Source organism: Nocardioides sp. IC4_145, from assembly GCF_011250565.1.
In the GTDB taxonomy this organism is placed as follows: domain Bacteria; phylum Actinomycetota; class Actinomycetes; order Propionibacteriales; family Nocardioidaceae; genus Nocardioides.
The window spans coordinates 1-25,746 of the sequence record NZ_JAANMS010000001.1 but is presented as its reverse complement, the minus strand read 5'-3'; the positions used below and the strand labels follow the sequence as shown (position 1 = coordinate 25,746).

23 protein-coding genes are annotated in these 25,746 nt (G+C 74.1%); 6 read left to right on the top strand and 17 right to left on the bottom strand.

Annotation, left to right across the window (positions count from 1 at the left end; all coding sequences use genetic code 11):
• Positions 1–39: 39 nt before the first annotated feature.
• The 10 genes from G6553_RS00115 to G6553_RS00070 all read right to left on the bottom strand — a co-directional run bounded on the left by G6553_RS00115 (position 40) and on the right by G6553_RS00070 (position 10,579).
• Positions 40–1,137, bottom strand: a complete 1,098-nt coding sequence (locus G6553_RS00115; RefSeq protein WP_166188005.1) for an MlaD family protein — start codon at positions 1,135–1,137, stop codon at positions 40–42.
• Positions 1,134–2,372: an MCE family protein gene (locus G6553_RS00110; RefSeq protein ID WP_166188002.1), complete on the bottom strand. Its 1,239-nt coding sequence runs from the start codon at positions 2,370–2,372 to the stop codon at positions 1,134–1,136. Before G6553_RS00110 ends, G6553_RS00115 begins: the two co-directional genes overlap by 4 nt.
• A complete protein-coding gene (locus tag G6553_RS00105; RefSeq protein WP_166188000.1) occupies positions 2,369–3,451 on the bottom strand; it encodes an MCE family protein in 1,083 nt (360 codons plus the stop codon). Before G6553_RS00105 ends, G6553_RS00110 begins: the two co-directional genes overlap by 4 nt.
• Before the next feature lie 5 nt (positions 3,452–3,456).
• Positions 3,457–4,431 carry an MCE family protein gene (locus G6553_RS00100; RefSeq protein WP_166187997.1) on the bottom strand — a complete coding sequence of 325 codons (975 nt, stop codon included), beginning with the start codon at positions 4,429–4,431 and terminating at the stop codon, positions 3,457–3,459.
• Positions 4,428–5,459, bottom strand: a complete 1,032-nt coding sequence (locus G6553_RS00095) for an MlaD family protein (protein WP_166187994.1) — start codon at positions 5,457–5,459, stop codon at positions 4,428–4,430. Before G6553_RS00095 ends, G6553_RS00100 begins: the two co-directional genes overlap by 4 nt.
• A 1-nt stretch (position 5,460) precedes the next feature.
• Entirely contained in the window at positions 5,461–6,528 is a 1,068-nt protein-coding gene (locus tag G6553_RS00090; RefSeq protein ID WP_166187991.1) for an MCE family protein, read from the bottom strand.
• An 11-nt stretch (positions 6,529–6,539) separates the two neighbouring features.
• The gene (locus G6553_RS00085) at positions 6,540–7,367 is read right to left on the bottom strand and encodes an ABC transporter permease (RefSeq protein WP_166187989.1); all 828 of its coding nucleotides are present in this window, start codon (positions 7,365–7,367) and stop codon (positions 6,540–6,542) included.
• 1 nt (position 7,368) lies between these two features.
• Positions 7,369–8,112 carry an ABC transporter permease gene (locus G6553_RS00080; protein WP_166188419.1) on the bottom strand — a complete coding sequence of 248 codons (744 nt, stop codon included), beginning with the start codon at positions 8,110–8,112 and terminating at the stop codon, positions 7,369–7,371.
• Positions 8,113–8,204: 92 nt separating this feature from the next.
• A complete protein-coding gene (locus tag G6553_RS00075; RefSeq protein ID WP_166187986.1) occupies positions 8,205–9,620 on the bottom strand; it encodes an alpha/beta hydrolase family protein in 1,416 nt (471 codons plus the stop codon).
• Between the two features lie 26 nt (positions 9,621–9,646).
• Positions 9,647–10,579 carry a DNA-3-methyladenine glycosylase 2 family protein gene (locus tag G6553_RS00070; protein ID WP_347565406.1) on the bottom strand — a complete coding sequence of 311 codons (933 nt, stop codon included), beginning with the start codon at positions 10,577–10,579 and terminating at the stop codon, positions 9,647–9,649.
• Positions 10,580–10,653: 74 nt separating this feature from the next.
• On the opposite strand from G6553_RS00070, the gene G6553_RS00065 reads away from it, so the two are divergent.
• Positions 10,654–11,424, top strand: coding sequence for an enoyl-CoA hydratase-related protein (locus tag G6553_RS00065; protein ID WP_166187983.1), 771 nt, complete (start codon positions 10,654–10,656; stop codon positions 11,422–11,424).
• Positions 11,425–11,427: 3 nt separating this feature from the next.
• Here the strand turns inward: G6553_RS00065 and G6553_RS00060 are convergent, their stop codons facing one another.
• The gene (locus tag G6553_RS00060) at positions 11,428–14,658 is read right to left on the bottom strand and encodes a M36 family metallopeptidase (protein ID WP_166187980.1); all 3,231 of its coding nucleotides are present in this window, start codon (positions 14,656–14,658) and stop codon (positions 11,428–11,430) included.
• 137 nt (positions 14,659–14,795) lie between these two features.
• On the opposite strand from G6553_RS00060, the gene G6553_RS00055 reads away from it, so the two are divergent.
• On the top strand, positions 14,796–16,361 hold the full coding sequence (locus G6553_RS00055) for an ATP-dependent DNA ligase (RefSeq protein WP_166187978.1): 1,566 nt from the start codon (positions 14,796–14,798) through the stop codon (positions 16,359–16,361).
• A 9-nt stretch (positions 16,362–16,370) separates the two neighbouring features.
• Here G6553_RS00055 and G6553_RS00050 read toward each other — a convergent pair whose 3' ends face one another.
• Positions 16,371–17,000, bottom strand: coding sequence for a PepSY domain-containing protein (locus G6553_RS00050; RefSeq protein WP_166187975.1), 630 nt, complete (start codon positions 16,998–17,000; stop codon positions 16,371–16,373).
• A 97-nt stretch (positions 17,001–17,097) separates the two neighbouring features.
• Here G6553_RS00050 and G6553_RS00045 point away from each other — a divergent pair, with 97 nt between their 5' ends.
• Both G6553_RS00045 and G6553_RS00040 read left to right on the top strand, forming a co-directional pair.
• Entirely contained in the window at positions 17,098–17,283 is a 186-nt protein-coding gene (locus G6553_RS00045) for a hypothetical protein (RefSeq protein WP_166187973.1), read from the top strand.
• Between the two features lie 215 nt (positions 17,284–17,498).
• Positions 17,499–18,215: a TetR/AcrR family transcriptional regulator gene (locus G6553_RS00040; RefSeq protein ID WP_166187970.1), complete on the top strand. Its 717-nt coding sequence runs from the start codon at positions 17,499–17,501 to the stop codon at positions 18,213–18,215.
• Between the two features lie 95 nt (positions 18,216–18,310).
• Here G6553_RS00040 and G6553_RS00035 read toward each other — a convergent pair whose 3' ends face one another.
• On the bottom strand, positions 18,311–19,591 hold the full coding sequence (locus G6553_RS00035) for an acetyl-CoA C-acetyltransferase (RefSeq protein WP_166187967.1): 1,281 nt from the start codon (positions 19,589–19,591) through the stop codon (positions 18,311–18,313).
• A gap of 98 nt (positions 19,592–19,689) precedes the next feature.
• Between G6553_RS00035 and G6553_RS00030 the strand changes: the two genes are divergently transcribed.
• Together G6553_RS00030 and G6553_RS00025 are read left to right on the top strand one after the other, a co-directional pair.
• Positions 19,690–21,033, top strand: a complete 1,344-nt coding sequence (locus G6553_RS00030; RefSeq protein WP_166187965.1) for a 3-oxoacyl-ACP reductase — start codon at positions 19,690–19,692, stop codon at positions 21,031–21,033.
• The gene (locus G6553_RS00025; protein ID WP_166187962.1) at positions 21,033–21,935 is read left to right on the top strand and encodes a MaoC/PaaZ C-terminal domain-containing protein; all 903 of its coding nucleotides are present in this window, start codon (positions 21,033–21,035) and stop codon (positions 21,933–21,935) included. Before G6553_RS00030 ends, G6553_RS00025 begins: the two co-directional genes overlap by 1 nt.
• A 105-nt stretch (positions 21,936–22,040) precedes the next feature.
• Here the strand turns inward: G6553_RS00025 and G6553_RS00020 are convergent, their stop codons facing one another.
• The 4 genes from G6553_RS00020 to G6553_RS00005 all read right to left on the bottom strand — a co-directional run.
• Positions 22,041–22,904 (bottom strand): acyl-CoA thioesterase II, encoded by an 864-nt coding sequence (locus G6553_RS00020; RefSeq protein ID WP_347565405.1) that lies wholly within the window; start codon positions 22,902–22,904, stop codon positions 22,041–22,043.
• Positions 22,901–23,767 (bottom strand): acyl-CoA thioesterase II, encoded by an 867-nt coding sequence (locus tag G6553_RS00015; RefSeq protein ID WP_166187959.1) that lies wholly within the window; start codon positions 23,765–23,767, stop codon positions 22,901–22,903. Before G6553_RS00015 ends, G6553_RS00020 begins: the two co-directional genes overlap by 4 nt.
• Complete coding sequence (locus G6553_RS00010; protein ID WP_166187957.1) at positions 23,768–24,751, bottom strand: PAC2 family protein; 984 nt, start codon at positions 24,749–24,751, stop codon at positions 23,768–23,770. It lies immediately after the preceding gene.
• 119 nt (positions 24,752–24,870) lie between these two features.
• A partial coding sequence (locus tag G6553_RS00005; RefSeq protein WP_207619165.1) for a hypothetical protein occupies positions 24,871–25,746 on the bottom strand: 876 nt, incomplete at its 5' end.

Genomic DNA, 25,746 nt, shown 5'->3' with positions numbered 1-25,746 from the left:
GCGGAGTGTAGGCAGGCCGGCCCCATTTAAGAACGGTGCCTACCGGAAGCGGTCGACCGGCGGGGGCGCGTGCTCGGCCCCGCGCCAGACCTCGTCGTCCATCGCGCACCGGCCCTCGCGGTTGATCGGCTTGCGATCGGTCGACATCGGCGGGCGGTGCGGGGTGCCGTAGGTGCACTGCTCCTGCCCGGCGATGAGCAGGTCGACCCCGAGCCAGCCGTCGCGGAAGGCGGAGGCGAAGCGGCTGGTGCCGAAGCCGAGGTTCCGGGTCAGCTGGCGCAGGTGCGGGTCGCGGTCGGCCGCCAGGTCGCTGATCGCGACGAGCTCCCGGAGCGCCGGCGGGAGGTGCACGCCGAGGTCGTCGGCGAGGTCGCCGAGCGTGTCGAGGTCGGCGGGCGCGCGCCGCAGGATCCTGCGGAACTCGGGGTCGAACTCCTCCAGCCACGACGCGAACCGCCGTGCGGAGCTCGAGAAGGTCTCCAGGTCGCCGCGGTGCGCCGCGACCAGCTCGCCCACCCGCTGCCCGTTGTCGAGCAACCGGTCGGTCTGCGGCCACGCCTCGTCCAGCGCGCCGGCGACCTCGTCGACCGAGACCAGCAGGTCCTCGAGGTCGTCGCCGGTGCCGCTGGTGGCCGCAGCGAGCTCGCGCAGCAGCACGCGGACGTCACGGCCGTCGACGTTGTCGAGCAGGTTGTCGAGCCCGTCGGCGGCCGCGGCCATCGAGACGGGCACGTCCGCGGCCGTGGCGCGGACGACGTCGCCGTCGGCCAGGAACGGCCCGCCGGCCCGCTCGGGCTGGAAGTCGAGGAACTGCTCGCCCACCGGCGACAGGCTCCGCACCACCGCCCGGGCGTCGCGGGGCACCTCGACGCCGGGGCGCAGGGAGATGGTCGCCACCGCTCCCCCGGCCGGGTCGAGCCCGACGTCGGTCACGGTGCCGACGCGGACGCCGCGGTACGCCGCCGGGGAGCCCTCGAACAGCCCGCCGGTCCGCGGCATCTCGACGGTCACCGTGTCCGCGCGACCCGTCAGCGGGACGTCGAGCACGACGGTCACGAGGTAGGTCGCGCACCCGACGAACGCCGCCACCAGCCCTACCAGGCTCAGCACGAGCCGGTTCCGCAACAGCCGGGTCATCGGCGCGCCTCCCCGGGTCCTGGCTCCGGTCGCAGGCCGAGCAGCCAGGGGAGGTCGGAACCCTGCTTCTGGCCCAGGCCCAGCAGCCCGCCCAGGCCGGGCAGTCCCGGCAGCTCGGGAAGACCCGGCAGGCCGGGCAGGCCAGGGAGCCCGGGCAGCCCGCCACCGGAGCCGCCGCCGCTCCCGCCGCCGTTCCCGCCGCCCCGGCCGTCGCCTCCCTCGTCCGAGCCGGGGCTCAGCCCACCGGGCACCAGCGCGGCGCTGGCGTCGAGGCGGAAGCGCAGGTTGAGGTAGTCGGTGGGCGACGCGGCGTCGGCGAGCTCGCCGAACTCCGCGAGCGTGTCCAGGCCCGGGACGAGCTGGTCGCGCGCGGACAGCACCTCCTCGAGCACCGGGCCGAGCTCGTCGACGACGATGCCGAGGTCGGTCCGGGTCCGCCGGACGAGCCGGTCGGCGACGACGGCGAGCCGGTCGCTGCGTCGCAGCAGCCGGGCCAGGTCGTCGGTGTTGCGCGTCAGCGTGCGGGCGGCGGGGGCCAGGTCGCGCAGGGCGGCGTCGATGGTCGCCTCGCGCCGGTCCAGCGTGCGGGCGGCCCCGACCAGGCTGTCGAGCACCCGGTCGATCTGGCGGGTGCTGGCCAGCGCCTCGGAGAAGAACCGGTCGGTCTCGGTCAGCACGCCGCGGGTCGCACCGACCCGGCCGTCGAGCGCGGTGTTCAGCTCGGAGACGACCGTTTGGAGCTGGCCGAGCCCGCCGCCGTTGACCAGCAGGGACGCCGAGGCGAGGGTGTCCTCGACGGTGGCGGAGGTGGTGACGGCCGGGCCGCGCACGACGTCCCCGTCGGCGAGCGGCTTCCCGTCGGGGGCCGGCTCCACGTCGACGTACATCTCGCCCAGCGCAGTGGTGTAGCGCAGCCGGAACCGGCTGCCCTCCGGCAGCTCGACCTCGTCGTCGATGGCCATCTCGACCCGGGCGCGGTAGTCGTCCGGCTCGACGTCGACCACCTGGCCGACCACCAGGCCGCGCGACTTGACCGCCGCGCCGACCGGGAGGTTGAGCGCGTCGTCCACGACGGCGGAGAGCCGCCACTCGTCTGCGCCGACGGCGGGCGGCCGCACCCGGTCGACCGCGTCGCCGAGCCCGCAGCCGCCGAGGACCAGCGCAGCCAGGAGCCCCCCGACCACAGCCGGTACGCCGCGGCGCGCGGCCGCTCCCCAGCTCACGGCCGGGCTCACGGCTCGAGCCCCAGCAGCGCGAGCAGGAGGTCGCCGATCTCCGGCGAGGTGCCGAGCTCGTCGCAGACGCCCTCGGGCAGCACGTCGTCGCAGAGGGCGTCGGTGACCTCGTGGGCCGGCGAGAGGTGCCGCAGCGGCATCCGGACCTTGAGCCGGCCGTCGTCGCTGATGGCGTCGCCGATGTTGGCGAAGGTCAGCGGGCCGACCTCGATCGCCTCGGCGAGGTCGGCCTGGTGGACCAGCAGGTTGCGGGTGACCCGGGTGAGGCCGCGCAGCGAGCCGCGGAGGGCGCCGCGGTTGTCCCGGACGAACGCGGCGAGGGTGTCCAGCGCGCCGCTGAGCGAGGTGAGCGAGCGGCCGAAGGCGTTGCGCTCGTCGGCGAGCAGGTCGGTGGCGTCGGCGACGCTGGTGAGCAACTGGTCCACGACGTCGTCGTTGGCGGCCACCAGCGCGGTGAGGTCGTCGAGGCCGTCCACGGCGCCGACCAGCTCCTCACGGTGCTCGGAGAGGCCGCCCGCGGCGTCCGCGAGCTCGCGGACGGTGGCGTTCGCGTCGGCGCCGCGGCCGTCGAGCGCATCTGCGCTCGAGGCGAGCAGCCGGCGCAGCGCGCGGGCGTCGCCGTCCTTGCCGGCCAGGCCGGTGCTGAACCCCTCCAGCGAGGCCAGCACCTCGTCGAACTCCACGGGCGTCCGGGTGCGCGCCAGCGGGATGCGGTCCCCGTCCTCCATCCGCGGTCCGTCGGCGAAGGCGGGGGTCAGCTCGAGGTACCGGTCGGTGGCGACCGAGCGGGCCACGACGACCGCGCCCGCGCCGGCCGGCAGGTCGGTGTCGGCGTCGACCTCCATCTCGACCTCGACGACCGCGCCGCTGGGCTCGATCGCGGTGATCTCGCCGACCGGCACGCCCAGCACGCCGACGTCGTTGCCGACGAAGAGGCCGGCGGCGTCGTCGAGCTCGGCGGTGAGCCGGATCGTCGAGGGGCCGAGCGGGTCGCAGCCCGCGGTGCCGAGCAGCCCGGCCAGCACCGTCGCGAGCAGCAGTGCCGACGTCGCGCGGCGGCGAGGTCGGGTCCGGGTCATCCGGGTCATCCGCATGCCCGCTCCCGGATGCACTCGAGGTTGTCCGGGGTGGCGCCGGGGACGTACTGGTCGAGCCACGGCCCGGTGCCGCTCGCGTTCGCGAAGTAGCGCGACGCCAGCGAGAGGGTGCGCACCGCCCTGCGCAGGTCGCCCGCGTGCTCGGTGAGCAGGTCGGTGACCGTCACGAGGTCGCGCAGGGTCGGCGCCAGGTCGGCCCGGGTGTCCTCGACGACGCCGGCGAGCTGGTCGCCGAGCTCGGCCAGGTCGCGCAGCAGCACGTGGATGGTCTCGCGGCGCACGCGCAGCGTGTCGAGGATCGCGTCGGCGTGCCGCATGAGCGCCACGAGGTCCGCCCCGCTGTCGCTGAGCCGGCGCGTGACGTCGCGCGTGGCGCCGAGCAGCTCCCCGAGGTCCTCGGAGCGCTCCACGACGACGGCGGAGAGGCGGCGTACGCCGTCCAGGGCCGGGCCCAGCTCGCCGCCGGCGGCCTCCATCGTGTCGGCGACGGTCGCGAGCGACCGCTCGATGGCGGCGGTGTCGAAGGCGTCGATCTCCGGGACCGCCTCGTCGATGACGTCCTGGAGGTTGAACGGCACGCGCGTGCGGTCGGCCGGGATGGTGGCGTCGGCCAGCTCGCCCTCGCCCGACGGGGAGACGAGCAGGTAGTGCGTGCCGAGCAGCGTCGCAACCTTGACCTCCGCGCTCGTCCCGGCGCCGAGCCGGACGCCGTCGTCGAGGGTGAAGTCGACCTCGACGACCTCGTCGCCCAGCGTTATGTCGGTGACCTCGCCGACGCCGACGCCGGCCACCTGCACCTCCTCGCCGACGCGCAGACCGCCGGTGTGCTCGAGCACGGCGGTGTACCGCTCCGTTCCGGGCGAGATCCGCGCGGCGGCGGACACCCCGGCGCCCAGCAGCGCCACGACGAGGAGGGTCACGAGCCCGACCTTCGCCGGGTCGCGCTCGGAGAGGGGCTTCACCGGCACGCTCCTGAGTAGGGGCCCCCGCGGTAGGGGACCCAGACCGTCTGGTCGGCCAGGTCGACGCCGAGGTTGCAGAGGTAGACGTTGAGGAAGCCGCCGTACGACATGGTCCGCGCGAAGGCGCCGAGCAGGTCGGGCAGCCGCTCGACGGCCCGGCTGACCCGCGGGCTCTCCTCGACGAGCAGGCCGCTGACGTCCCGCAGCGCGGCGACGTCGCGCTTCAGGCCGGGGCGCAGCTCGCGCAGCAGGCCGGAGGTGCTGTCGACCAGCGAGGCCAGGTTGTCGATCGAGCGGCCGAAGGTGCGCCGCTCCGCCGCGAGCCCCTGCATCAGGTCGCGCAGCGCGACGACGGTGGCGTCGACGTCCTCGGACTGCTCGTCGAGGTTCTGCAGGACCGGGGTGAGGTTGGCGAGGACCTCACCGAGGACCTCGTCGCGGTCGGCGAGGTACGCCGTGGCCTCGGCCGTGCCCTGGAGCAGCGACTCGACCGTCCCGGACTCCCCCTGGAGCACCGACACGAGGGAGCTCGCCAGCTCGTTGACCTCGGCCGGCTCGAGCACCGAGAAGAGTGGCTCGAAGCCGTTGAGCAGCGCGGTCAGGTCGAAGCCGGGGCTGGTCCGCGAGAGGGCGATCTCGGCGCCGTCGGGCAGCTCCGCGCCGCGACGGCCGGGGTCGGTGGGGGCGCTGAGCGCGAGGTACCGCTGGCCGAGCAGGTTCTGGTAGCGCAGCGTGACCCGGGTGCCCTCGTGCACCTCCTGGTCGGGGTCCATCGAGAAGCGCACCCGCGCGAGCTGGCCGTCGACCACCTCGATCGCGTCGACCCGGCCGACCTCGACCCCGGCCACCCGGACGTCGTCGCCGGCCCGGAGCCCGCTGACCGACTCGAACCGCGCGGTCCAGGTGCGAGCGCCGTCGCCGGGCGCGTTGGTCATCATCCGGTGCAGCCCGACGAGCAGCACCAGGGAGATCGTCGTGAAGATCGCCAGCCCGACGGCTGCCGACCGGGTCCCGCGTGCGCCGGCCACGTCAGCACCCCCGTCCGCGGTGGGCGCCGTACGACGGGCAGGCGCCGCGTCCGTACGCCGGCTCCTCGAACAGCTGCAGGTCCCCCTCGATCTGCAGGTAGCGCCCGTGGGAAAGCGCCTCCCCGAAGACGTCGGCGAAGTCGAGGGTGGACACCAGGCCGTCCACCAGGTCGCGGCGCCCGTCGTACAAGGCGTCGATGACCACCGCGGTCCGCACGATCATGTCCACCAGCCCGCGCTCGTTGGCCTCCAGCAGGCCCGCGGTCCGTGCGAAGGACCGGCCGCCGCTGCGCACCAAGGCGCCGAAGCGGCCCTCCTGCTCCACCACGGTGCGGGCCGCGACGAGGGCGTCGTCGGTGGCGTCGAGCAGGTCGGGGGCGTACGCCGCGAACGACTCGAGGTTGGTCGCCAGCAGGGTCAGGTTGCGACGCACCCGCGGCATGCTCGGGTTGAGCCGCTGCAGGTAGCGGTGCAGCGTCTCGATGGTGCGCCCGAGCCGCTCGCCGTTGCCGTCCAGCGCGGTGGCCAGGCCGTCGAGCGCGGTCGCGAGCCGGGCCGGTCCGAGGTCGCCGACGACCCGGTCGAGGCCGTCGAGGACGGCCTGGATCTCCAGCGTCTGGCCGCGGCGGTCCTGGGAGATCCGGGCGCCGGCCGCGAGCCCGCGCGGGCCGCCCGGCGGCGCGACCAGGTCGACGAAGGAGGTGCCGAAGACGCTGGCCGGCAGCACGCGGGCGGTGACCTCCTCGGGGACGTCCCCGGCGAGGGCGGGGTCGAGGTCGACGGCGACCTCCACCCGCTCGTCGTCGCCACCGCCGGCGAGGCCGGTGAGCGCAGTGACGCGGCCGACCACGACGCCGCGGTGCTTGACGTCCGCGCCGGGCACCAACGAGCCGCCCGCGTCGTCGAGGACGATCGTGGCGGCGACGCGGTCGGCGAACGAGCCGTTTCCCACCAGGACCAGCCCCGAGACCGCGAGCGCCACCACGACGAGCGCGACCGCGCCGCGGACGACGAGGGTGGTGTGGGAGGGGTCGCGCTCGCGACCGCGGAGCGCGTCGAGGAGTCCCATGGCCACCTCCGTCAGCCCGAGATCCGAAAGCCGGGGTCGTTGCCCCAGAAGACGAGGGTCAGCAGCATGTCGACCAGCACGACGACCACGATCGACGCGCGGATCGCCCGGCCGGTCGCCTCGCCGACGCCCTGGGGGCCGCCGGCGGCGCGGAAGCCGTACCAGCAGTGGATGAGCGAGACGAGCAGCGCGAAGACCAGGATCTTGACGATCGAGAAGCCGACGTCACGCGCGGAGATGAAGGTGTCGAAGTAGTGCTGGTAGGTGCCCGGTGACTGCCCGAAGAGGACGGTGACCGCCACCTCGGAGGCGATCCACGAGCCGATCAGGCCGATCAGGTAGAGCGGCAGGATCGCCGTCATCGCAGCGATCACGCGGGTCGAGACGAGGTAGCGCATCGGGTGGACCGCCATCACCTCGAGCGCGTCGATCTCCTCGTGGATGCGCATCGAGCCGATCTGGGCGGTGAACCGGCAGCCGACCTGCGCGGCCAGCGCCAGGGCCGCGACCAGCGGGGCGAGCTCACGGGTGTTGACCGACGCCGAGACGAAGCCGGTCAGCGGCGCGAGCCCGACCAGCTCCAGGCCCGCGAAGCCCTCGATGCCCAGCGAGGTGCCGGCGGAGAAGGCCAGCAGGACCATCACGCCGATGGTGCCGCCGCCGACGACGATCGCGCCGGAGCCCCAGCTGATGTCGGCCAGCTGGCGCAGCACCTCGGTGCGGTAGAGGCGCAGCGTCGAGCCGGTCGCGGCCAGCGCGCGCAGCGAGAACGTCGCGGCGTCGCCGGCGGTGGCCAGGAGGGCGGTGCCGGGACGGGACCGGCGCGAGGAGCCGGCCACGTCAGGCGATCCGCTGCGGGACGAGCAGGACGTAGGCCTGCGTGAGGGCGACGTTGACGAGCGCGAGCAGGATGAAGCTCAGCACCACGGCCTGGTTGACCGCCTCGGCCACGCCCCGCGGACCGCCGGTCGCGCCGAGCCCCTTGTGCGCGGCCACGACGGTCGCAATGAACCCGAAGACGGCTGCCTTCAGCTCGGCCAGCACCAGGTCGCTCGGGGCCGCGAAGGACACGAACGAGCCGAGGTAGGTGCCGGAGCTGACGTCGCCGCCGCCCACGTTGAGCGCGTAGCCGGTGCCGATCGCGGTCACGGCCACCACCACGTTGAGCAGCAGCGCGACCCCGACCGCGGCGACCAGCCGCGGGGCGACCAGGCGGCGTACCGGGTCGATGCCCATCACCCGCAGCGCGTCGACCTCCTCGCGGATGGTGCGCGCGCCGAGGTCCGAGCACATCGCCGATCCCACCGCGCCGGCGATCATCAGGCTGGTCACCAGCGGTGCGCCCTGGCGCAGCACGCCGATGCCGTTGACCGCGCCGCTGAACGACGCGGCGCCGATCTGCTGGGCCACGCCACCGACCTGCACGGACACGATCACGCCGAACGGGATCGCGACCAGGATCGTCGGCAGCAGCGAGACCCGGACCATGAACCACGCCTGCAGCAGGCACTCCTCCCAGGAGAAGCGCCGGGTGACGATGTCGGTGACCGCGCCCTTGGTGGCCGAGGCGGCGAGGAGCGTCATCGCCCCGGTGGTCCGCACCCCGGCCCGGACCCGCGAGGCGAGCCCGGCCCGCGGACGGGCACCCGTCCGGCCCGGCGCGGTCGTGATGGCAGTCACATCGGCTGTAACGCCACATGTACCTCGGAGTTACGAGCGGTGCGGCTGCGGTCGGGACGGACGTGCACCTCCACCCGCCCCTGCGCGTCCGCACGCACGCGCGCCGGGCCGGACCCGCCGCGGTAGCGGACGGCGTACGCCGCGCGCGGGCGGTGCACCCGCGGCGTGCGGACGACGGCCGCCCCGCCGACGAGGGTGAAGCCGCCGCGGTCGGCGCCGCGCAGGGCGGTGAAGGCGTGCTCGGCGGTACGCCGCGTGGCGACCCGCCAGCCCCACTGGCTCCAGGTGCGCTCGATCGCGCGGTGCTGCACCGTCGCGGGCCGCGATCGCCGCTCGGCCATGGCGCGCAGCATCCGCGGCAGGTAGGCGCGCAGGTAGCGCGACCAGTACGGCCAGGTGTGCGTGCCGGGGCCCTGGTTCGTCAGCCGGTAGCGCACGCCGGCGGCGTCGGCGGCCTGGGCGAAGAACAGCGTCGAGAGGTGGGTGATCGTCTCGATCGCGACTGCGCCCGGGTCCGGCACCTGCTCCTCGTGCTCGCCGGGCAGCCCGTTGGCCGTCCACAGGTGCAGGTCGGTGTGGCGCAGGTTGGTGACCAGGTCGGCGGGGTTGTGGCCCTGCCAGACGACCGCGTTCGTCACCGGGTCGCCGAAGGCCGCAAACGGCTGGACCCCGTTGAGGCCGCCCATGATCGCGCCCACCACGGCGGCACCGGCGGTGCGCGCCAGCGGGTTGCGGGCGATGTCCGGCGCGCCGGAGAACGACGCCGCGGACACGAACCGGTCGGGGTGCCGCGCCGCGTAGCTGAACGCACCGAACCCGCCCTGAGAGAGCCCGGCGATCGCCCGGCCGTGCCGCGCGCGGACGGTGCGCAGGTTGTCGTCGATCCACGGCACGAGCTGCTCGACGTGGAACGTCTCCCACCGGGCGGTCCCCAGCGGCGTGTCCTGGTCGACCCAGTCGGTCCACCAGGAGCCGCCGTTGCCGTCGTACCCGCCGTCGGGCATCACGACCACCAGCGGCAGCGTCCGGGTCGCGGCCACCACGCCGCCCTGCTCGATCCAGTCGGTCGCGCCGCCGCTCGTGCCGTGCAGCAGGTGCAGCACCGGGTAGCGGCGGTCGGAGGCGGCGTACCCGCGCGGGAGCAGCACGGCGACCCGGACCGGCCGGGCCAGCGCCGCGGTCCGCACGACCAGTCGCCACTGCCGGCCACCGACCTGCTCGGCCGAGACCACCGTGATCCCCCGTCCGTCGCGGAAGGGGCCGGTCACCCGCTCGGCCCGGGCCTGGATCTGGGACTGAAGCTGGGACTGGAGCTGGGGCTGGGCGGCGGCCGGGGACGTCGCGGGCAGGCCGGCGAGCGTCGCGAGCGTCAGCAGGAGGGCCAGCAGGAGGGCGGGTGTCCGGCGGGTCATGCCCGACCCAACGGTCGGAGGCCCGATCAGGTACGTGTGACGCGCGCCGGCAGGTGCGTGCGCGGCGCCATCCGCGCGCCGTGGCGGGGCCGGCGGTGCCCGGCGGCGTACAGCAGGCGGACGACCCGTCCGCGGTGCGGCCGCCACGGCTCGAGGTAGGCCTCCATCTCGGCGTCGTCGAACGGCGTGCCGGTCAGCGCCCAGCCGACGTCCTTGGCGACGTGGTAGTCGCCGAACGACACCGCGTCCGGGTCGCCGAGGGCCCGCTGGCGCACCTCCGCGGCGGTCCACCGGCCGATGCCAGGGATCGTGCAGAGCCGTCGCTCGACCTCGTCGCCGGGCAGGTCGGCGAGGCGCTCCATCGCGTCGGCGACCCGGGCGACGGTGACGACCGCGCGCGAGCGGGCGTGGTCGACGTGCATCCGCAGCCACTCCCACGACGGCACCCGGCGCAGGTCCTCGGCCGTCGGCTGGACCCACAGGTCCATCGCCGGTCCGGGGCCGGGCGCGCGCTCGCCGTAGCGGCGCACCAGCATCCGGTAGCCGGCGAACGCCTCCTGGCCGGTCACCTTCTGCTCGAGGATCGCGGGGACCAGCGCCTCCATCACCAGGCCGGTGCGGCCGGCCCGCACGTGCGGGTGGCGGCGCCGGGCGTCGACGAGCACCGGGTGCTCGAGGGGGTCGAACCCGCTCCAGTCGTCGCCGGCGCCGAGCAGGTCGGGCACGCCCTCGAGCACCCAGGCAGCGCCCGGTCCCCACGCCTCGGCGTGGACCGCCCCATCGCGGGGCGCGACGTGCAGCACGAGCGTCGCCGGGCCCTCGGGCGTGCGGATGCCGCGCCAGTGCCGGCCGGCGTCGTCGATGCGGTACGTCGGGTCCCCGCCGCCGCGCTTGTGCGCTCGCATCGTCCCGAGGCCGCACGGCCAGTCGGGACGCCACACCCGGGTCGACGACGTCACGGCACGACGCTAACCCGCGCCGCCGACACCGCGGTCAACGAGAACGTGTTCCAGCCCATCGCTAGGGTGCGCGCATGCTGCAGGTCTCCGACGAGCGCCGCGTGCGCACCCTGACCCTCGACCGGCCGGAGGCGCTCAACGCGTTCAACGAGGCGTTGTACGACGCGCTCGCCGACGCCCTGCTCGAAGCCGCCGAGGACCCCGGCGTAGCCGTCGTGCTCCTCACCGGCAGCGGCCGCGGGTTCAGCGCCGGGACCGACCTGCTCGAGATGCACCGGATCGCCACCGACCCGACCTTCGAGCGCGGCCGCCACGGCTTCCCCGGGCTGGTCGACGCGCTCGTGGACTTCCCCAAGCCGCTCGTCGTGGCCGTCAACGGGGTCGGGCTCGGCATCGGCGCGACGATCCTCGGCTTCGCCGACCTGGCGTTCATGAGCTCCACCGCGCGGCTGAAGTGCCCGTTCACCTCGCTCGGCGTCGCACCGGAGGCCGCGTCGTCGTACCTCCTCCCCCGCCTGGTCGGCCGCCAGGACGCCGCCTGGGTGCTGCTCTCGGCCGAGTGGGTCTCGGCTGCCGAGGCCAAGGAGATGGGGCTGGTGTGGCGGGTCTGCGAGCCCGAGGACCTGCTGCCCGAGGCGCGGCGTCACGCCGAGGTGCTCGCCGCCCGTCCGATCGCGTCGCTGGTGGCGGTCAAGCAGGCGATGACGGCCCCGCTGCGCGCCGGGATCGACGCGGCGCGGGAGCGGGAGAACGCCGCCTTCGCCGAGCTGATGGGCGGCCCGGCCAACCTCGAGGCCCTCAGCGCGTTCGCCGAGGGCCGCGAGGCCGACTTCACCGGGATGTAGCGGCTAGCGCGGCTCGCGCACGACCACGTCGAACGACGCGCCGGCGCCGTAGATCAGCAGGAACCCGGCGTACGCCGCGCCCGGCGGGATCGTGACCGCCTCGTCGAAGTACTGGAAGCCGCCGGTGATCGGCGCGCAGTCGGGGCCGTACCACCACAGCTGCCACTCCCCGATCGGCACCGAGCCGGAGTAGGTGATGGTGTGCTCGCCGTCGGCGGAGCCCTTCGGCAGCTTGGTGAACCACGCGTCGGAGCCGTTGGCCGGCGGGAGCGCCGGGCAGGACGCCGCCCAGGTCAGCTCGGTGACGCCGGGCCGGTACGGGTCGAGCCCGAGCAGCGAGCCCTGCAGCGGGTTGCCGACGCCGACCGAGCCGCGGCTGCGGACCGGCTTGTCCGGCTTGGGCTCGGTGGGTCGGATGCCGGGCGCCCGGCCGAAGACCTGGACCTCGCCGACGATCGCGGTCGAGGAGGTCTCGGCGGTGTCGCCGAAGGTCGACAGCGGCGTGACCCGGACGAACCGCGCCCGCACCGGCCGCTCGAGCCGGTAGGTCTTGAGCATCTGGTCGCCGACCGTCGGGCGCGGCTGCCGGAAGGAGTACCGCGCCGTGGTGACCGTGCGCCACCGCTTGCCGTCGGTCGAGGTCTGCACGCGGACCTTGTCGGCCGCGGCGAACCGGGGCAGGGTCGGCGGCTTCATGACGCTGACGGCGACCGTCTCGACCGTCGCCTTCTTCTTCATCCGGACGACGACCGACGCCTTTGCGCCCCGGTTGTAGGCGACGTCCTGCGCGCCGGTCTGCCAGGCGCTGGCCTCGGTGTCGTCGAACATCGCCGTCGCGGGCAGCGCGGGGTTCTGGCTGCCGACCTTCACGACCTTCGCTCCGGAGAGCCCCGAGACGAGGTTCGGCCGCAGCCGGATCGTCTTGTCCAGGGTCCGGCCGCGCTGGATGGTGACCGGGAACCGCTGGATGCCGAAGCCGGGTGCCTGCAGGGTCAGGGTGTAGCGCCCCGGCGTCATCGTCGCGCTCGCCCGGCCCGCCTTGTCGGTGGTGTCGACCGGCGTCGTGCGCGCCTCGAAGAGGCCGAGCAGCACGCGCACGCCCTTCACCGGGCCGCCGGCGGAGGCGTTGACGACCTCCAGCCGCAGCCGGCCGTTCTGCGAGGACCTCTTCACGTCGAAGCCGGGCTTCGGGTCGGTGTCCGCCTCACCCTTGGTCCTCGCGGAGGCGCCCATCCCGCGCTTGGCGAAGACGGCCCAGATGAGGTCGTCGTACCGCTTGCCGTAGCGCAGCTGGCCGGCCTTGAGGATCGCGTCGCGCATGTCGAGGAACGACGGCTCCGGCGCGGAGATCGGCATGGCGTCCATGACGATGTGCTCGGTGATGTCGCCGGCCCGGCGGTGGTCGCCGCCGACGGTCCGCAGGATCGCCTTGCGCAGGTCCCACAGCGTCGCGGTCCAGATCTCGCCGTCGGAGTGGACCTCGGGGCCGGAGGTGTCGTAGCCGATGTCGCCGAAGGTCGTCGGGTGCTCGTCGTAGTTCCAGTTGCGGATGCCGCGGTGCTCGTCCCCGACGTACGCCGCGGTGACGGCGGTGCGCGACAGGCCCTCGCGGAAGAGGTGGTTCATCGCGAACCAGTCGCTCCAGCCCTCGCCCATCGAGCCGCCCTGCACGACGCCGAGCGCGCCGAGGCCGCCGCCGCCGACGTACCGGTTGGTCAGGCCGTGGGCGTACTCGTGCTGGATGATCGAGGCGTCGAAGTCGCCGTCGCGGTGCGGGCCCTCGAAGGCGTCGTCGACCGGCTCCCAGAGGTACATGTTGGTGATGCCGGGGATGCCGTCGGGCAGCGTGAGCATGTTGGCGTTGTTGCGGCCCAGCCCGAGGATCGGGTCGGTCAGGCCGGTGGCCCCCGACTGCGCGCCGCCGACGATGAGGTCGCCGCCCAGGCCACCCTTGCCGAAGTTGTCGAGCTGGAAGTTGCCGCCGGTCTCGGTGAAGCCGAACTCGTAGAGCTCGTCGTGGATCCGGTTGTGGTGGTAGAAGAGGTTGACCGCCGCGGCGTTGGCGTCCCGCACCCACGAGCCGGTCGCGCCCTGGGTCTTGCGCCACGCGTCGGGGAAGTCGTAGTGGAAGCTCCCGGTCGGCGAGATCGGCCGGACCGCCTGGTCCACCGGGACGAGCGGGACGGTCCAGGCGTTGGCCGTGTCGGCGTTGTTGCCGAGCGTGGTGATGCCGGTGCCGAGCAGGCCGACCGGGTCGATCCAGCCCTTCGGCGACTGCGGCGTCCGGCCGAACGACTTCCGGACCGGCTTGCCGCCCTTCGGCGCGCCCGGGTAGTTCTCGTAGATCGTGCCCTCGGCGTGCTGCACCAGCGACTTGCGCAGCAGCGTCGCCCCGGTCGCGCCGTCGACGACCTGCAGGTAGGCCTCGTCGACGCTCTTCACGACCAGGACCGCGTACGCCGCGCGAGCGCCGTCGGCCATCGGGAAGGCGATCCGGCGCACCCGCAGGACGTCGAGCAGCGGCCCGCCGTCGAAGAGGTCGTAGCCGGCCTGCTTGCGGCCCAGCGCCTTCAGCACCAGGTCGACCGCGGGCGCGACCGCGTCGAGGGCCGACCGGATCGCGTCGGTCGCGGACAGCTCGAAGGAGCCGGTCAGCCGGCTCGGGCGGATCGGGTTGCCGGCGTAGCTGACCACCCGGCCGGCCTTGTCCACCACGACGGTCAGCACGCCGCCGTAGCCGGCCGCCAGGCCGCCGAAGGTCTGCTCGAAGCTGACCACCGTCGCGTCGATCCCGGGCAGCCGGTGGTCGCGGACGACGCCCAGCCGGTCGACGTCGGCGGCGTCGATGCCGAGCAGCCGGGTGCTCGAGCGCAACCAGTCACGGGCGATGTCGACCGGGTCGCCGGAGCGCGGGCCGGTGAGCGTGCCGCCGTCCTTCCACACCGAGCGCGGGGTGCCGGCCGGGTTCCACGCGACCGAGGCGCCCAGCGAGCGGGCCGCCGTCCGCTGGGCCGAGGACGGGCCGAGCGCGGGGACCGCGCGGCGGGCGTCGTACGCCAGGGTGTGGAGGTCGCCGACCAGCCCGGCGACGGTGCCGCTGGTGCGGGCGGCGGGCGCAGGCGCTGCCGCTGCTGCCGCCGGGCTGGCGTCCGCCGGGCCGGTGACGGAGAGGGTGGGGGCGGCGATCGCGGCCAGGCCGACGACGGCGGCGAGGGACGTGCGGGAGCGGGTCACGGACTTCCTGACGTTCGTGCTCGGCCGGGGCCGTGCGGTGTTCGGTTGCCTGGGAAACGACGGCCCGGCGGGAGGGATACGCGCCGACCCGCCACCGTCCGGGTGAAATCCCGGTCACACCGCGCTTGGATGGCTCCGTGCTCCTCGCCGACGTCGTCGCCACCTCCCGGGCCGTCGCCGCGACCCGGTCCCGCAAGGCCAAGGTCGCCGCCGTCGCCGAGCTGCTCCGGCGCCTCCTCGAGTCCGCGCCCGAGGCCGCGCCCGATCCCGACGAGGTCGCGACCGTCGTGTCGTACGTCGCCGGGTCGCTGCGCCAGCGCCGCACCGGGCTCGGGTGGCGCTCGCTCGGCTCGCTGCCCCCGCCGGCGGCCGAGCCGTCGCTGACCGTGGTCGGTGTGCACGAGGCGTTCGACGCGATCGCCGCCCTGGCCGGCCCGGGCTCGCAGGCCGCGCGGGCCGCTGCGGTCACGGACCTCTTCGGCCGCGCCACCGCCGACGAGCAGACCTGGCTGCGCGGGCTGGTGACCGGCGAGGTCCGCCAGGGCGCGCTCGACGCGCTCGTGCAGGAGGGCGTGGCCGCCGCCGGGGACGTGCCGCTCGCCGCGGTGCGCCGCGCCGCGATGCTCGCCGGGTCGACGGTGGCCGTCGCCGTCGCCGCGCTCACCGGAGGTGAGGAGGCGCTCGCCGGCTTCGGTCTGCAGGTCGGCCGACCGGTGCTGCCCATGCTCGCCTCGTCGGCGACCTCGACCGCCGAGGCGATGACCAAGGTCGGCGGACCGGGCGGGGAGGTCGCGATCGACACCAAGCTCGACGGCATCCGGATCCAGGTCCACCGCGACGGCGACGACGTGCTCGTCGCCACCCGCTCGCTCGACGACATCACCGCGCGACTGCCCGAGGTGGTCGAGGTGGCGCGGGCGCTGCCGGCGCGGCGGTTCGTGCTGGACGGAGAGGCGATCGCGCTGGACGCCGAGGGGCGACCGCGACCCTTCCAGGAGACCGCGTCCCGCACCGCCCAGGCGTCGGACGGTCGCGTCGCGGTGACGCCGTACTTCTTCGACCTGCTGCACCTCGACGGCCGCGACCTCCTCGACTCCCCCGGCACCGACCGGCTCGCCGCGCTCGAGTCGCTCGTGCCCGAGGCGCACCGCGTCGCCCGGCTGGTCACCGCCGACATCGCCGAGGCCGACGCGTTCGTCGCGCAGGTCCTCGCTGCCGGTCACGAGGGCGTGGTCGTCAAGGACCTCGCCGCGGCGTACGACGCCGGCCGCCGCGGCGCCGCCTGGGTCAAGGTCAAGCCGGTCCTCACCCTCGACCTGGTCGTGCTGGCCGTGGAGTGGGGCTCGGGGCGGCGGCAGGGCCAGCTCTCCAACATCCACCTCGGCGCGCTTGACCCCGCCACGGGTTCCTTCGTGATGCTCGGCAAGACGTTCAAGGGGATGACCGACGAGGTGCTCGCCTGGCAGACCGAGCGCTTCCTCGAGCTCGAGACCTCCCGCGAGCAGCACGTGGTCCACGTCCGCCCCGAGCAGGTCGTCGAGATCGCCCTCGACGGCGCCCAGCGCTCCACCCGCTACCCCGGCGGCGTGGCCCTCCGCTTCGCCCGGGTCGTCCGCTACCGCGACGACAAGCGGCCCGACGAGGTCGACACCATCGACGCAATCCGCGCCCTCCTCACGGGACGCCCGGCCGGCCAGGCGTGAGGCAGGCGCTCAGTCGTCGTCGCGGTCCGATCGCCGGGCGGTGCCGCCCGTCAGGTCCACGTCGTACTCGTCGCCGTTCCGGAGGGTGACCGACCAGTGGTAGCGGTCGTCGTCGTCATCGAGCCCGGCCTCGTCGAGGACCCCGCCGTGCTGGTCGATCGTGACCGTGATGGCGCGGGACAGGTCGGTGCGTGCGCGGCCGAGCGCGCGGCGGTCGTCGCCGTCGAGGTCCTCCTGGTCGGTGCCACGAACCTGGCGGCCGTCCCGGCTGACCTGGACCTCCACGCTGCGCCGGCCGACCGCGACCTCGACCTCCCAGCCGTCGGCGTCGCCGGAGTCGTCGATCGCGTACGCGGTCCCGCCCGCGCGCTGCTCGGCCGTCCTGATCGCCGCCAGTCCTGCTGCGGTGACGTCGTCCGCGCCGCCCTGGTCCGTCGGTGCACTCGTCGGCGCGGAGGTGCTCGGGGCTGGGCTGCTCGTGGTGTCGCCGCCGTCGACCGGAGCCGACGAGCTCGGCGCGGTCGCGGGCCGGTCGGCGCCGTCCCCGTCGTCCCCGTCGCCGCCGCACGCCACGACAGCGAAGCCGAGCGGCAGGAGGGCTGCCGCGGCGAGGGTGCGGCGCAGACCCGTGGCATCCATGTCCCGTGGGGTACGTGAACTCATGGGGACGCCGGTCCCCGGCACGGCGGGCGGGATACCCCCGCCCGGCGCCACCGGCCCGACAGGAGGAGGACGCGTGAGGAACGTGCAGTTCTGGCAGGTCTCGGGCTACGAGGCCAACGCCGACATCGAGGACACCCCGCTCCCGCCGGGCCACCTCTTCCGCGGCACCAACACCGAGGACGGCGCAGCCGTCCTCGTCTTCTGGGACGAGTCGATGGGCCGTTGGCAGGAGGTCGACCCCTCGCTCGTCGACACCTGAGCGCACCCGGCTCCAGGCGCAACCGCTCCCCCGGGCCCGAGGCGGGTCGTGTGCCTCCGGACGCACTGGACCGCGACGACAGGCACACGACCCCCGGATCCGACCGCCTCGTGCTGCTCAGCGAGCCCTCCGGCGCACGCTGAGCAGCACGAGACGTCGCACGGATCCGTCACAGACGTGCAACTCGGAGTTGCACCATCGCTACGATCGGCCGCATGACGACCGACCAGGCGGAGCCGGGGACGACGAGCGGCAAGCGCCCCGACGGGCGCCGCTCCGCCGCCGCGGCCCGGCGCCGGGCGCGGGAGCAGGAGATCATCGCGGCGACGCGCCGGCTCTTCGACGAGCGCGGCGTGCGGGACGCCCAGATCGACGACATCGCGACGGCGGTCGGGATCAACCGGGCGATCGTCTACCGGCACTTCTCCGGCAAGGAGGAGATCTTCGCGCTGACGCTGGTCTCCTACCTCGACGAGCTGCGCGGCGAGCTGGAGGCGGCTGCCGAGGGTGTCGAGGCGGCGCCGGAGCGGCTGGCGGCGATCGTGACGGCGTTCGTCGACTACGGCGTGGCGCACCCGGCGTTCGTCGACTGCGCACAGGCGCTGATGCGCCGCACCGGCACCGAGCTGCTCGACGAGATCAGCGAGAGCGCGCTCTTCCGACTGGGTCGCGGCATCTCCTCGTGCCTGCGGCAGCTGAGCACCGCGCTGGAGCACGGCGTGGCGACCGGGGACTTCCACGTGGCCGAGCCGGCGCTGCTGGCCAACACGCTGTACGCCAGCGGGCTGGGCGCCCTCCAGCTGGCGCGCCTCGGCATCCTCGTCGACGAGGCCGCGCCCGGCGTGCCGACGGTCGGGCAGATCAGCCCCGACCAGGTGCGGCACTACCTGGTGACCTCCGCGCTGGCGCTGGCCACCCATCCCCCGGCCTGAGCCGCCCCTGACGCGCGAAGGACGTCATGCGGAGCGAGCAGGCGGGTGCTCGCCCCGCATGACGTCCGGAGCCGTACAAGGGGTAAGGCTGCGGGTCAGCGCTCCAGGATCGCGACGACGCCCTGGCCGCCGGCGGCGCAGATCGAGATCAGGCCGCGGCCCGAACCCTTCTCCGCCAGCAGCTTGGCCAGGTTGGCGATGATCCGGCCGCCGGTGGCGGCGAACGGGTGGCCGGCCGCCAGCGAGGAGCCGTTGACGTTCAGCTTCGCGCGGTCGATCGACCCGAGCGGGGCGTCGAGGCCGAGGCGCTCCTTGCAGAACACCGGGTCCTCCCACGCCTTGAGCGTCGAGAGCACCTGCGAGGCGAACGCCTCGTGGATCTCGTAGAAGTCGAAGTCCTGCAGCGTCAGGCCGTTGCGCGCCAGCATCCGCGGCACGGCGTACGCCGGCGCCATCAGCAGGCCCTCGCCGCCGTGGACGTAGTCGACGGCCGCGGTCTCGGAGTCGACGAACCACGCGAGCGGCTCGAGGCCGTGCTCGCTCGCGAACTCCTCGGAGCCGAGCAGCACCGCGGAGGCGCCGTCGGTGAGCGGGGTGGAGTTGGCGGCGGTCATCGTGGCGGACTCGCCCTTGCCGAAGACCGGCTTGAGCTTGGCGAGCTTCTCGACGGTGGAGTCGGGACGCAGGTTGTTGTCGCGCTCGAGGCCGCGGAACGGCGTCACGAGGTCGTCGTTCCAGCCCTTGTCGTACGCCGCGGCGAGGTTCTGGTGCGAGGCGGCGGCGAGCTCGTCCTGGTCCTCGCGGGTGATCTGCCACTCCAGCGCGGTGAGCGCGGCGTGGTCGCCCATCGACAGGCCGGTGCGCGGCTCGCCGTTCTTCGGGATCTCCAGGCCGATGTCGCCGGGGCGGATCTGGCCGAGGGCGGTCAGCCGGCCCTTGGTGTCCTTGGCGGCGTTGACCTTCATCAGCTTCTTGCGCAGCTTGTCGCTGATCGCGACCGGCGCGTCGGAGGTGGTGTCGGTGCCGCCGGCGATGCCGGAGTCGATCTGGCCGAGCGCGATCTTGTTCGCGACCTGGATGGCGGCCTGGAGGCCGGTGCCGCAGGCCTCCTGGATGTCGGTGGCCGGCGTCGTCGGCGCGAGCTTGGAGCCGAGCACGGACTCCCGGGCGAGGTTGAAGTCGCGGGCGTGCTTGAGGACGGCACCGGCGACGACCTCGCCGACACGCTCGCCCTCGAGGCCGTAGCGGGCCACGAGCCCGTCGATCGCTGCGGTGAGCATGTCCTGGTTCGAAGCGGTCGAGTAGGCACCGTTCGACCGGGCGAAGGGGATGCGGTTGCCGCCGAGGACGGCGACGCGGCGAGTGGTGGTCTCCATGTTCCTATCCTTGCCCCGAAGTCCTGCGTTCAGAAGGACATGAGGGCCACGTCACGAAATGTGGACTCCGAGTTACACCTCTAGTTACATGGAGCAGCATGAGCGACCGTTACCGCGACTTCACCTCCTCCTCCATCGGCAAGCTCCTGGTCAAGAACCTCGGCCTGCCGAACCCTGCGAAGCTCGAGCGGTACGAGGCGGGGGCGCCGCTCGTCACCGGCACCGTCGGCCTCGGCGGTCGCGGCCGGCTCGCGGAGTCCCTCTCCGGCATCCTCGACGTGGTCGGCATCGCCTCGACCGAGGTCACCGACGCGCCGGAGGAGGGCCAGCGGTTCAAGGGCCTGGTCTTCGACGCCACCGGCCTGACGACCTCCGCCGACCTCGTCGCGCTCCGTGACTTCTTCACCCCGCTGCTGCGCAGCCTGGAGACCAACCCCCGGGTCGTCGTGCTCGGTACGCCGCCGGAGCAGGTCAGCGGCGCCGAGCGGGTCGCCCAGCGCGCCCTCGAGGGCTTCACCCGCAGCCTCGGCAAGGAGATCGGCCGCGGCGGCACCGTCCAGCTCGTGTACGTCGCCGAGGGCTCCGAGGCCGCGGTCACCAGCACGCTCGCCTTCCTCCTCTCCCCCAAGTCCGCCTACGTCTCCGGCCAGGTCGTCCGGATCGGCGCCCGGGGCGCGACGGTCGCCGGCGAGGTCGCCGACTGGCAGCAGCCGCTCGCCGGCAAGGTCGCGCTCGTGACCGGCGCCAGCCGCGGCATCGGCGAGTCGATCGCCCGCGTGCTCCACCGCGACGGCGCGACCGTCGTCGGCGTCGACGTGCCGCAGGCCGCCGACCCGCTTCAGCAGCTCATGAAGGAGCTCGACGGCGACTGGCTGACCCTCGACATCACCGGCAAGGACGCGCCCCAGCGGATCGCGCACCACCTCAAGGAGAAGCACGGCGGCGTCGACGTCGTCGTGCACAACGCCGGCATCACCCGCGACAAGAAGCTCGCCAACATGGCCGAGGACCGCTGGGAGTCGGTGATCGGCGTCAACCTCACCGCCCCGGAGCGGATCACCCGCGAGCTGCTCGACCAGGGCGTCGTCAACGCCCACGGCTCGATCATCGGCGTCGCCTCGATCGCCGGCATCGCGGGCAACGTCGGCCAGACCAACTACGCCGCCTCCAAGGCCGGCGTCATCGGCCTGGTGGACTCGCTCGCCGACGAGCTCGACAACGGCATCACGATCAACGCCGTCGCGCCCGGCTTCATCATCACGCAGATGACCGCGGCCGTGCCGTTCGCGACCCGCGAGGTGGGCCAGCGGCTCAACGCGATGTCCCAGGGCGGCCTGCCGGTCGACGTCGCCGAGACGATCGCGTGGTACGCCAACCCCGCCTCCAGCGCGGTCAACGGCAACGTCGTCCGCGTCTGCGGCCAGATGATGCTGGGCGCCTGATGGCCGGCTCGTCGAAGCAGCAGGACATCCCCACCCGCGAGGTCTCCGGGGACGCCGGCGGCCTGACCACCCTGCTCAAGGCGGCCCTGCCGTCGCTGCCCGTCGTCGGCCAGCTGCCGGGGGTCCGCAAGGCGCCGGCCGACGGGTTCACCGGCCTGTCGTTCAGCCGGCCGCCGGTCACCGTCGAGCGCGCGCACGTCGAGCGGTACGCCGCGGTGTGCGGGTTCCCGGTCAAGGACACCGTCCCGCTGCCGTACCCCCACATGCTTGCGTTCCCGCTGCACATGGCGCTGATGAGCGACCCGGCGTTCCCGGCGCCGGCCATCGGCACCGTGCACCTGGAGAACTCCATCACCCAGCACCGCCCGGTGCGGGTCGGCGAGTCGCTCGCGGTGGGCGTGTCCGTCGGGCCGGCCCGGCTCCACGCCAAGGGCAGGGTGTTCGACTTCCGCACCACCGTGACCGCCGACGGCGAGACGGTCTGGGAGGAGAGCTCGGCCTACCTGCGCCGCGGCAGGGGTGACGAGTCGGCCCCGGCCGGGACGACGTTCCCCGACGCGCCCGCGGGCGGCACGGTCTGGTCGCTGCCCGGTGACCTCGGCCGGACCTACGCGGCGGTCTCCGGCGACCACAACCCCATCCACCTCTACCCGCTGACCGCGAAGGCGCTGGGCTTCCCGCGGCAGATCGCGCACGGCATGTGGACCCTGGCCCGCTGCACCGCAGCGCTGGAGAACCGGCTCGCCGACGCCGTGCGCGTCGACGTGGCGTTCAAGAAGCCGGTGCTGCTGCCCGGCAAGGTCGCCTTCGGGTCGCGGCCGCTCGACGACGGCTACGCCTTCTCGCTGAGCAGCCCGCGCTCCGGCGCCCCGCACCTGGCGGGCCGCACGACCGACCTCTGAGCAGCACTTCTCAGGCGAGTCCCTCGCTCACCACGGAAGATCTCCCGTGGTGAGCGAGGGGGTCACCGGTTGACCGGGGACCCCTGCAGCGAGAACCAGGCCCCCTCAACGCATCGGGCGGATCAGGCCCTCCTGGGCAACCGTGGCGACCAGCGTGCCGTCCTCGGTGTAGACCCGGCCGAGCGCCAGGCCGCGCCCACCCGACGCCGAGGGCGACCACTGGTCGTAGAGCCACCACTCGTCGGCGCGGAACGGACGGTGGAACCAGATCGTGTGGTCCAGCGACGCCATCATCGTCCGCGCCGGGCTGGTGTCGTGCGCGGCCAGCGCGGCACCGAGCAGGCTGACGTCGCTGGCGTAGGTGAACAACCCCAGATGGGTGACCGGGTCGTCGCCGAGCCGGTCGCGGACCCGCATCCACAGCTGTGCGCGGGCCGGGTGCTCGGGGTGCGGGGCCAGGCCGCGGCGCGTCGTGCCGAGGTGGCGGATGTCCAGCGCGCCCCACTCCGCGGCCAGCGCGTCGGCGTCCGCGGTGCCGGAGCGGCGCATCAGGTCGGCCATGTCGGCGCCGTCCTCGGGGCGGCCGACCTCGGGCATGGCGTCCTGGTGCTCCCAGCCCTCCTCGGGCCGCTGGAAGTTGACGGTCTGGAAGTAGATCGCGCGCCCGTGCTGCCGGGCCACGACCCGGCGGGTCAGGAAGGACCGGCCGTCCCGGATCCGCTCCACGTCGTACACGATCGGGACCGAGTAGTCGCCGGGCAGCAGGAAGTAGGAGTGCAGCGAGTGGACGGCGAAGTCGTCGCCGGCCGTGCGGATCGCCGCGATCAGCGCCTGCGCCGCGACCTGCCCGCCGTAGACGCGTGCGCGCCCCGACGGCGGCTGCGCGCCGCGGAACAGGTCGACGTCGATGTCCTCGAGGTCGAGCAGGGCCACCAGCTCCTCGACGGGCTTGTCCACGGGTGAGCTCACGCGCCCGCCTCCTGCCGGGGCGGCCGCGGCTTGCGCAGCAGCGCCTCCTGGGAGACCGAGGCGACGAGCGTGCCGTCCGCGGTGTGCACCCGGGAGTGCACCAGCCCGCGGCCGCCGCCGGCGAACGGCGAGTCCTGGTCGTAGAGCCACCAGTCGTCCACGCGGAAGGGGCGGTGGAACCAGATCGAGTGGTCCAGCGACGCGATCATCGCCTCGGGGCTCCCGCTGCGGATGCCGTGCGGGGCGAGGGCCGCGCCCATGAGCGTCATGTCGGAGAAGAACGTGAACGCCGCGACGTGCACGAACGGGTCGTCGGGCAGCGTCCCCTTCGCACGCAGCCACACCCGCTGGCGCCCGGGCCGCGCCTCGTCCGGCTCGAGGCCGCCGTCGAGCGAGCTGCCGGCGTACCGCAGCTCCATGACGCCCCACTCCGGGTCGTCCTCGGGGTGGCCGAGCAGCTCCTTGGGGTTGAGGCACTGCTCGGGCGGCGGCACGACGGGCGCGACCTGCTGGTGCTCCCAGCCCTCCTCGGGCCGCTGGAAGTCCGCGGTCAGCGCGTAGATGGGGCGTCCGTGCTGCCGCGCCAGCACCCGGCGGGTCGCGAACGAGCGGCCCTCCCTGATCGTCTCGACGTCGAAGATGATCGGCGCCGAGGTGTCACCGGGCTGCAGGAAGTAGGAGTGCAGCGAGTGCAGGACGTACGCCGGGTCGACGGTGCGGCCGGCGGCCACCACCGCCTGCGCGGCGACCTGTCCGCCGAAGACCCGCGGCAGCGAGGAGACCTGCTGGTGCCCGCGGAACAGGTTGGTGTCGATCGTCTCCAGGTCGAGCAGCTCGACCAGGTCGGCGGCGTCGCGCGGCACTCAGCCCTCCCCGTCCTCGTCGGTGCCGGGCTCCGCGCCCGGCTCGGTCCCGGTCTTCGGGTCGTCGTCGAGCGCGGCGAGGAACTGCTCGAACTGCTGGCCGAGCTCCTCGCCGCTGGGCAGCGGCTGGTCCTCGGCGAGCAGGTTGCTGCCGGACTCCTCGGAGCGCTCGAACGCGTCGTACTGCCGCTCCAGCGCGGCGACGACCTCGGCGACCTCCTCGTTGGCGGCGAGGTAGCGGGCGATCTCGACCTCGCGGTCCTCCGCCTCGGCGCGCAGCCCCGAGAGGTCGATGGTCAGCCGGCCGCCGCGCTCGAGCTGCTCGAGCAGCACGGCGGACGCCTTCGGGTAGTCCAGCTGCGCCAGGTAGTGCGGGATGTGCGCGACGAAGCCGAGCGCGGCGTGGCCCCACTCCCCCAGCCGCACCTCGAGCAGCGCCTGGGCGCTGCTCGGGACCCGCAGCTCGCCGCGCCACGGGCTCTGCCCGACCGGCTCGGCGTGGTCGTTGGCGTGGTGGGTGATCGCGATCGGCCGGGTGTGCGGCACCGCCATCGGCACCGAGCCCATCGCGACCACGCGGGACACGCCGAGCCGCTCGACGACCTCGCGCACCGAGCGCGCGAACGCCTCCCAGCGGTTGTCGGGCTCCGGGCCGTGGAGGAGCAGGTACGGCGTCCCGCCGGTGTCGCGCAGCAGGCGGACGACCAGCCGCGGCGCGTCGTACGCCTCGTAGTGGTCGCGGACGAAGGAGATCGCCGGGCGTCGCGCGCGGTAGTCGTGGAAGGAGTCGACGTCGAAGGTCGCCACCACCTTGCCGCCGGGCACGGGCGCGTCGGAGAGGTCGACGAGGTGCTGGGCGGCGCGCGCTGCGGCGTTCCCCGCGTCGAGGAACCCGTCGAGCACGATCACCAGCGTGAGGTCGATGGCGTCGTCGAGCTCCGGCACCTCGTCGACGATGTGCACGAGACGGGGTTCCTGGGTCACCCGCCCAGCCTATGGGGTGGACGGGACGGTCGCTCGGGCGGCCGAGCCGGGAGTGCCGACCCCACCGACGGCGACGGCCACCCCGGATCCCGGGGTGGCCGTCGGTCGTCCGGGACGGATCAGCGCTGGGCGCGCGCGTCCGCCTTCGTCCGCTGGAACGCGGTGATCCGGTCGCCGGTCAGCGGCGCGTAGGAGTCACCCTGCGAGTTCCACGCCAGCCCGAACCACATCTCGGGCGTGGAGAGGATGGTCTCGCCCGCCTCGGCCATCGCGGCGGCGGAGAAGCCGTTGTACTCACCGAGGCCGAGCGGCTTGTCCGGGTGGCCCACGGAGTCCATCCACGTCGCCAGGAGCGGGATCGCACGGGCCGGCATCGAGCTGCCCGGGGCGCTCGGCTCGCCGGACTGGTAGGAGTCGACAGCGACGAACTCCCACTTGTCCAGCAGGCGGGCGTCGGTGTACGACGCGAAGTCGGCCACGCGGCGGTCGAGCAGCCAGCCGTTGAGGATCGGACCCACCGCGACGCTCGGCGCGTCGACCGCGTCGAAGAACTTCATGCTGGCGGCGCGGAACTGGGCGGGGTCCATGTCACCGTGCGGCTCGTGCCAGAAGGTGGCGGTCACGTCCGCGTCCAGGGACGTGAGCTGGCGACGCAGCTCGGCGAGCCAGGAGTCGTACCCGCCGTCGATCATCGTCTGGACGTTCGGCACCTTGTAGGAGATGACCGGCATCATCCCGTCCGCGATCGCGGTGCGGATGAGGTTCATCTGGCCGCCACCGGAGGAGGTCAGGTTCGCGAAGACACGGCGAGCGGTCACGCCGTTCTTGCCGACCTCGGAGATGCGCTGGCTCCACAGGCTGGCGGGGGCGCTCATGCCGATGAGCTTCGTGCGGATCGGCGACGCCGGCGGGAACGCCTGCACGCCGGGGGCGGTGGCCGGCGGCGTGGTCGGGGCCGGCGTAGTGGGTGCCGGCGTAGTGGGGGCCGGGGTGGT

Excerpts from the sequence above, each read along its gene's own strand:
- G6553_RS00030 (WP_166187965.1), top strand. The coding sequence starts at position 19,690 with ATGAGCGACCGTTACCGCGACTTCACCTCCTCCTCCATCGGCAAGCTC.
- G6553_RS00105 (WP_166188000.1), bottom strand. The coding sequence starts at position 3,451 with ATGACCCGGACCCGACCTCGCCGCCGCGCGACGTCGGCACTGCTGCTC.
- G6553_RS00025 (WP_166187962.1), top strand. The coding sequence starts at position 21,033 with ATGGCCGGCTCGTCGAAGCAGCAGGACATCCCCACCCGCGAGGTCTCC.
- G6553_RS00090 (WP_166187991.1), bottom strand. The coding sequence starts at position 6,528 with ATGGGACTCCTCGACGCGCTCCGCGGTCGCGAGCGCGACCCCTCCCAC.
- G6553_RS00050 (WP_166187975.1), bottom strand. The coding sequence starts at position 17,000 with ATGGATGCCACGGGTCTGCGCCGCACCCTCGCCGCGGCAGCCCTCCTG.
- G6553_RS00115 (WP_166188005.1), bottom strand. The coding sequence starts at position 1,137 with ATGACCCGGCTGTTGCGGAACCGGCTCGTGCTGAGCCTGGTAGGGCTG.
- G6553_RS00040 (WP_166187970.1), top strand. The coding sequence starts at position 17,499 with ATGACGACCGACCAGGCGGAGCCGGGGACGACGAGCGGCAAGCGCCCC.
- G6553_RS00065 (WP_166187983.1), top strand. The coding sequence starts at position 10,654 with ATGCTGCAGGTCTCCGACGAGCGCCGCGTGCGCACCCTGACCCTCGAC.
- G6553_RS00080 (WP_166188419.1), bottom strand. The coding sequence starts at position 8,112 with ATGACGCTCCTCGCCGCCTCGGCCACCAAGGGCGCGGTCACCGACATC.
- G6553_RS00035 (WP_166187967.1), bottom strand. The coding sequence starts at position 19,591 with ATGGAGACCACCACTCGCCGCGTCGCCGTCCTCGGCGGCAACCGCATC.
- G6553_RS00075 (WP_166187986.1), bottom strand. The coding sequence starts at position 9,620 with ATGACCCGCCGGACACCCGCCCTCCTGCTGGCCCTCCTGCTGACGCTC.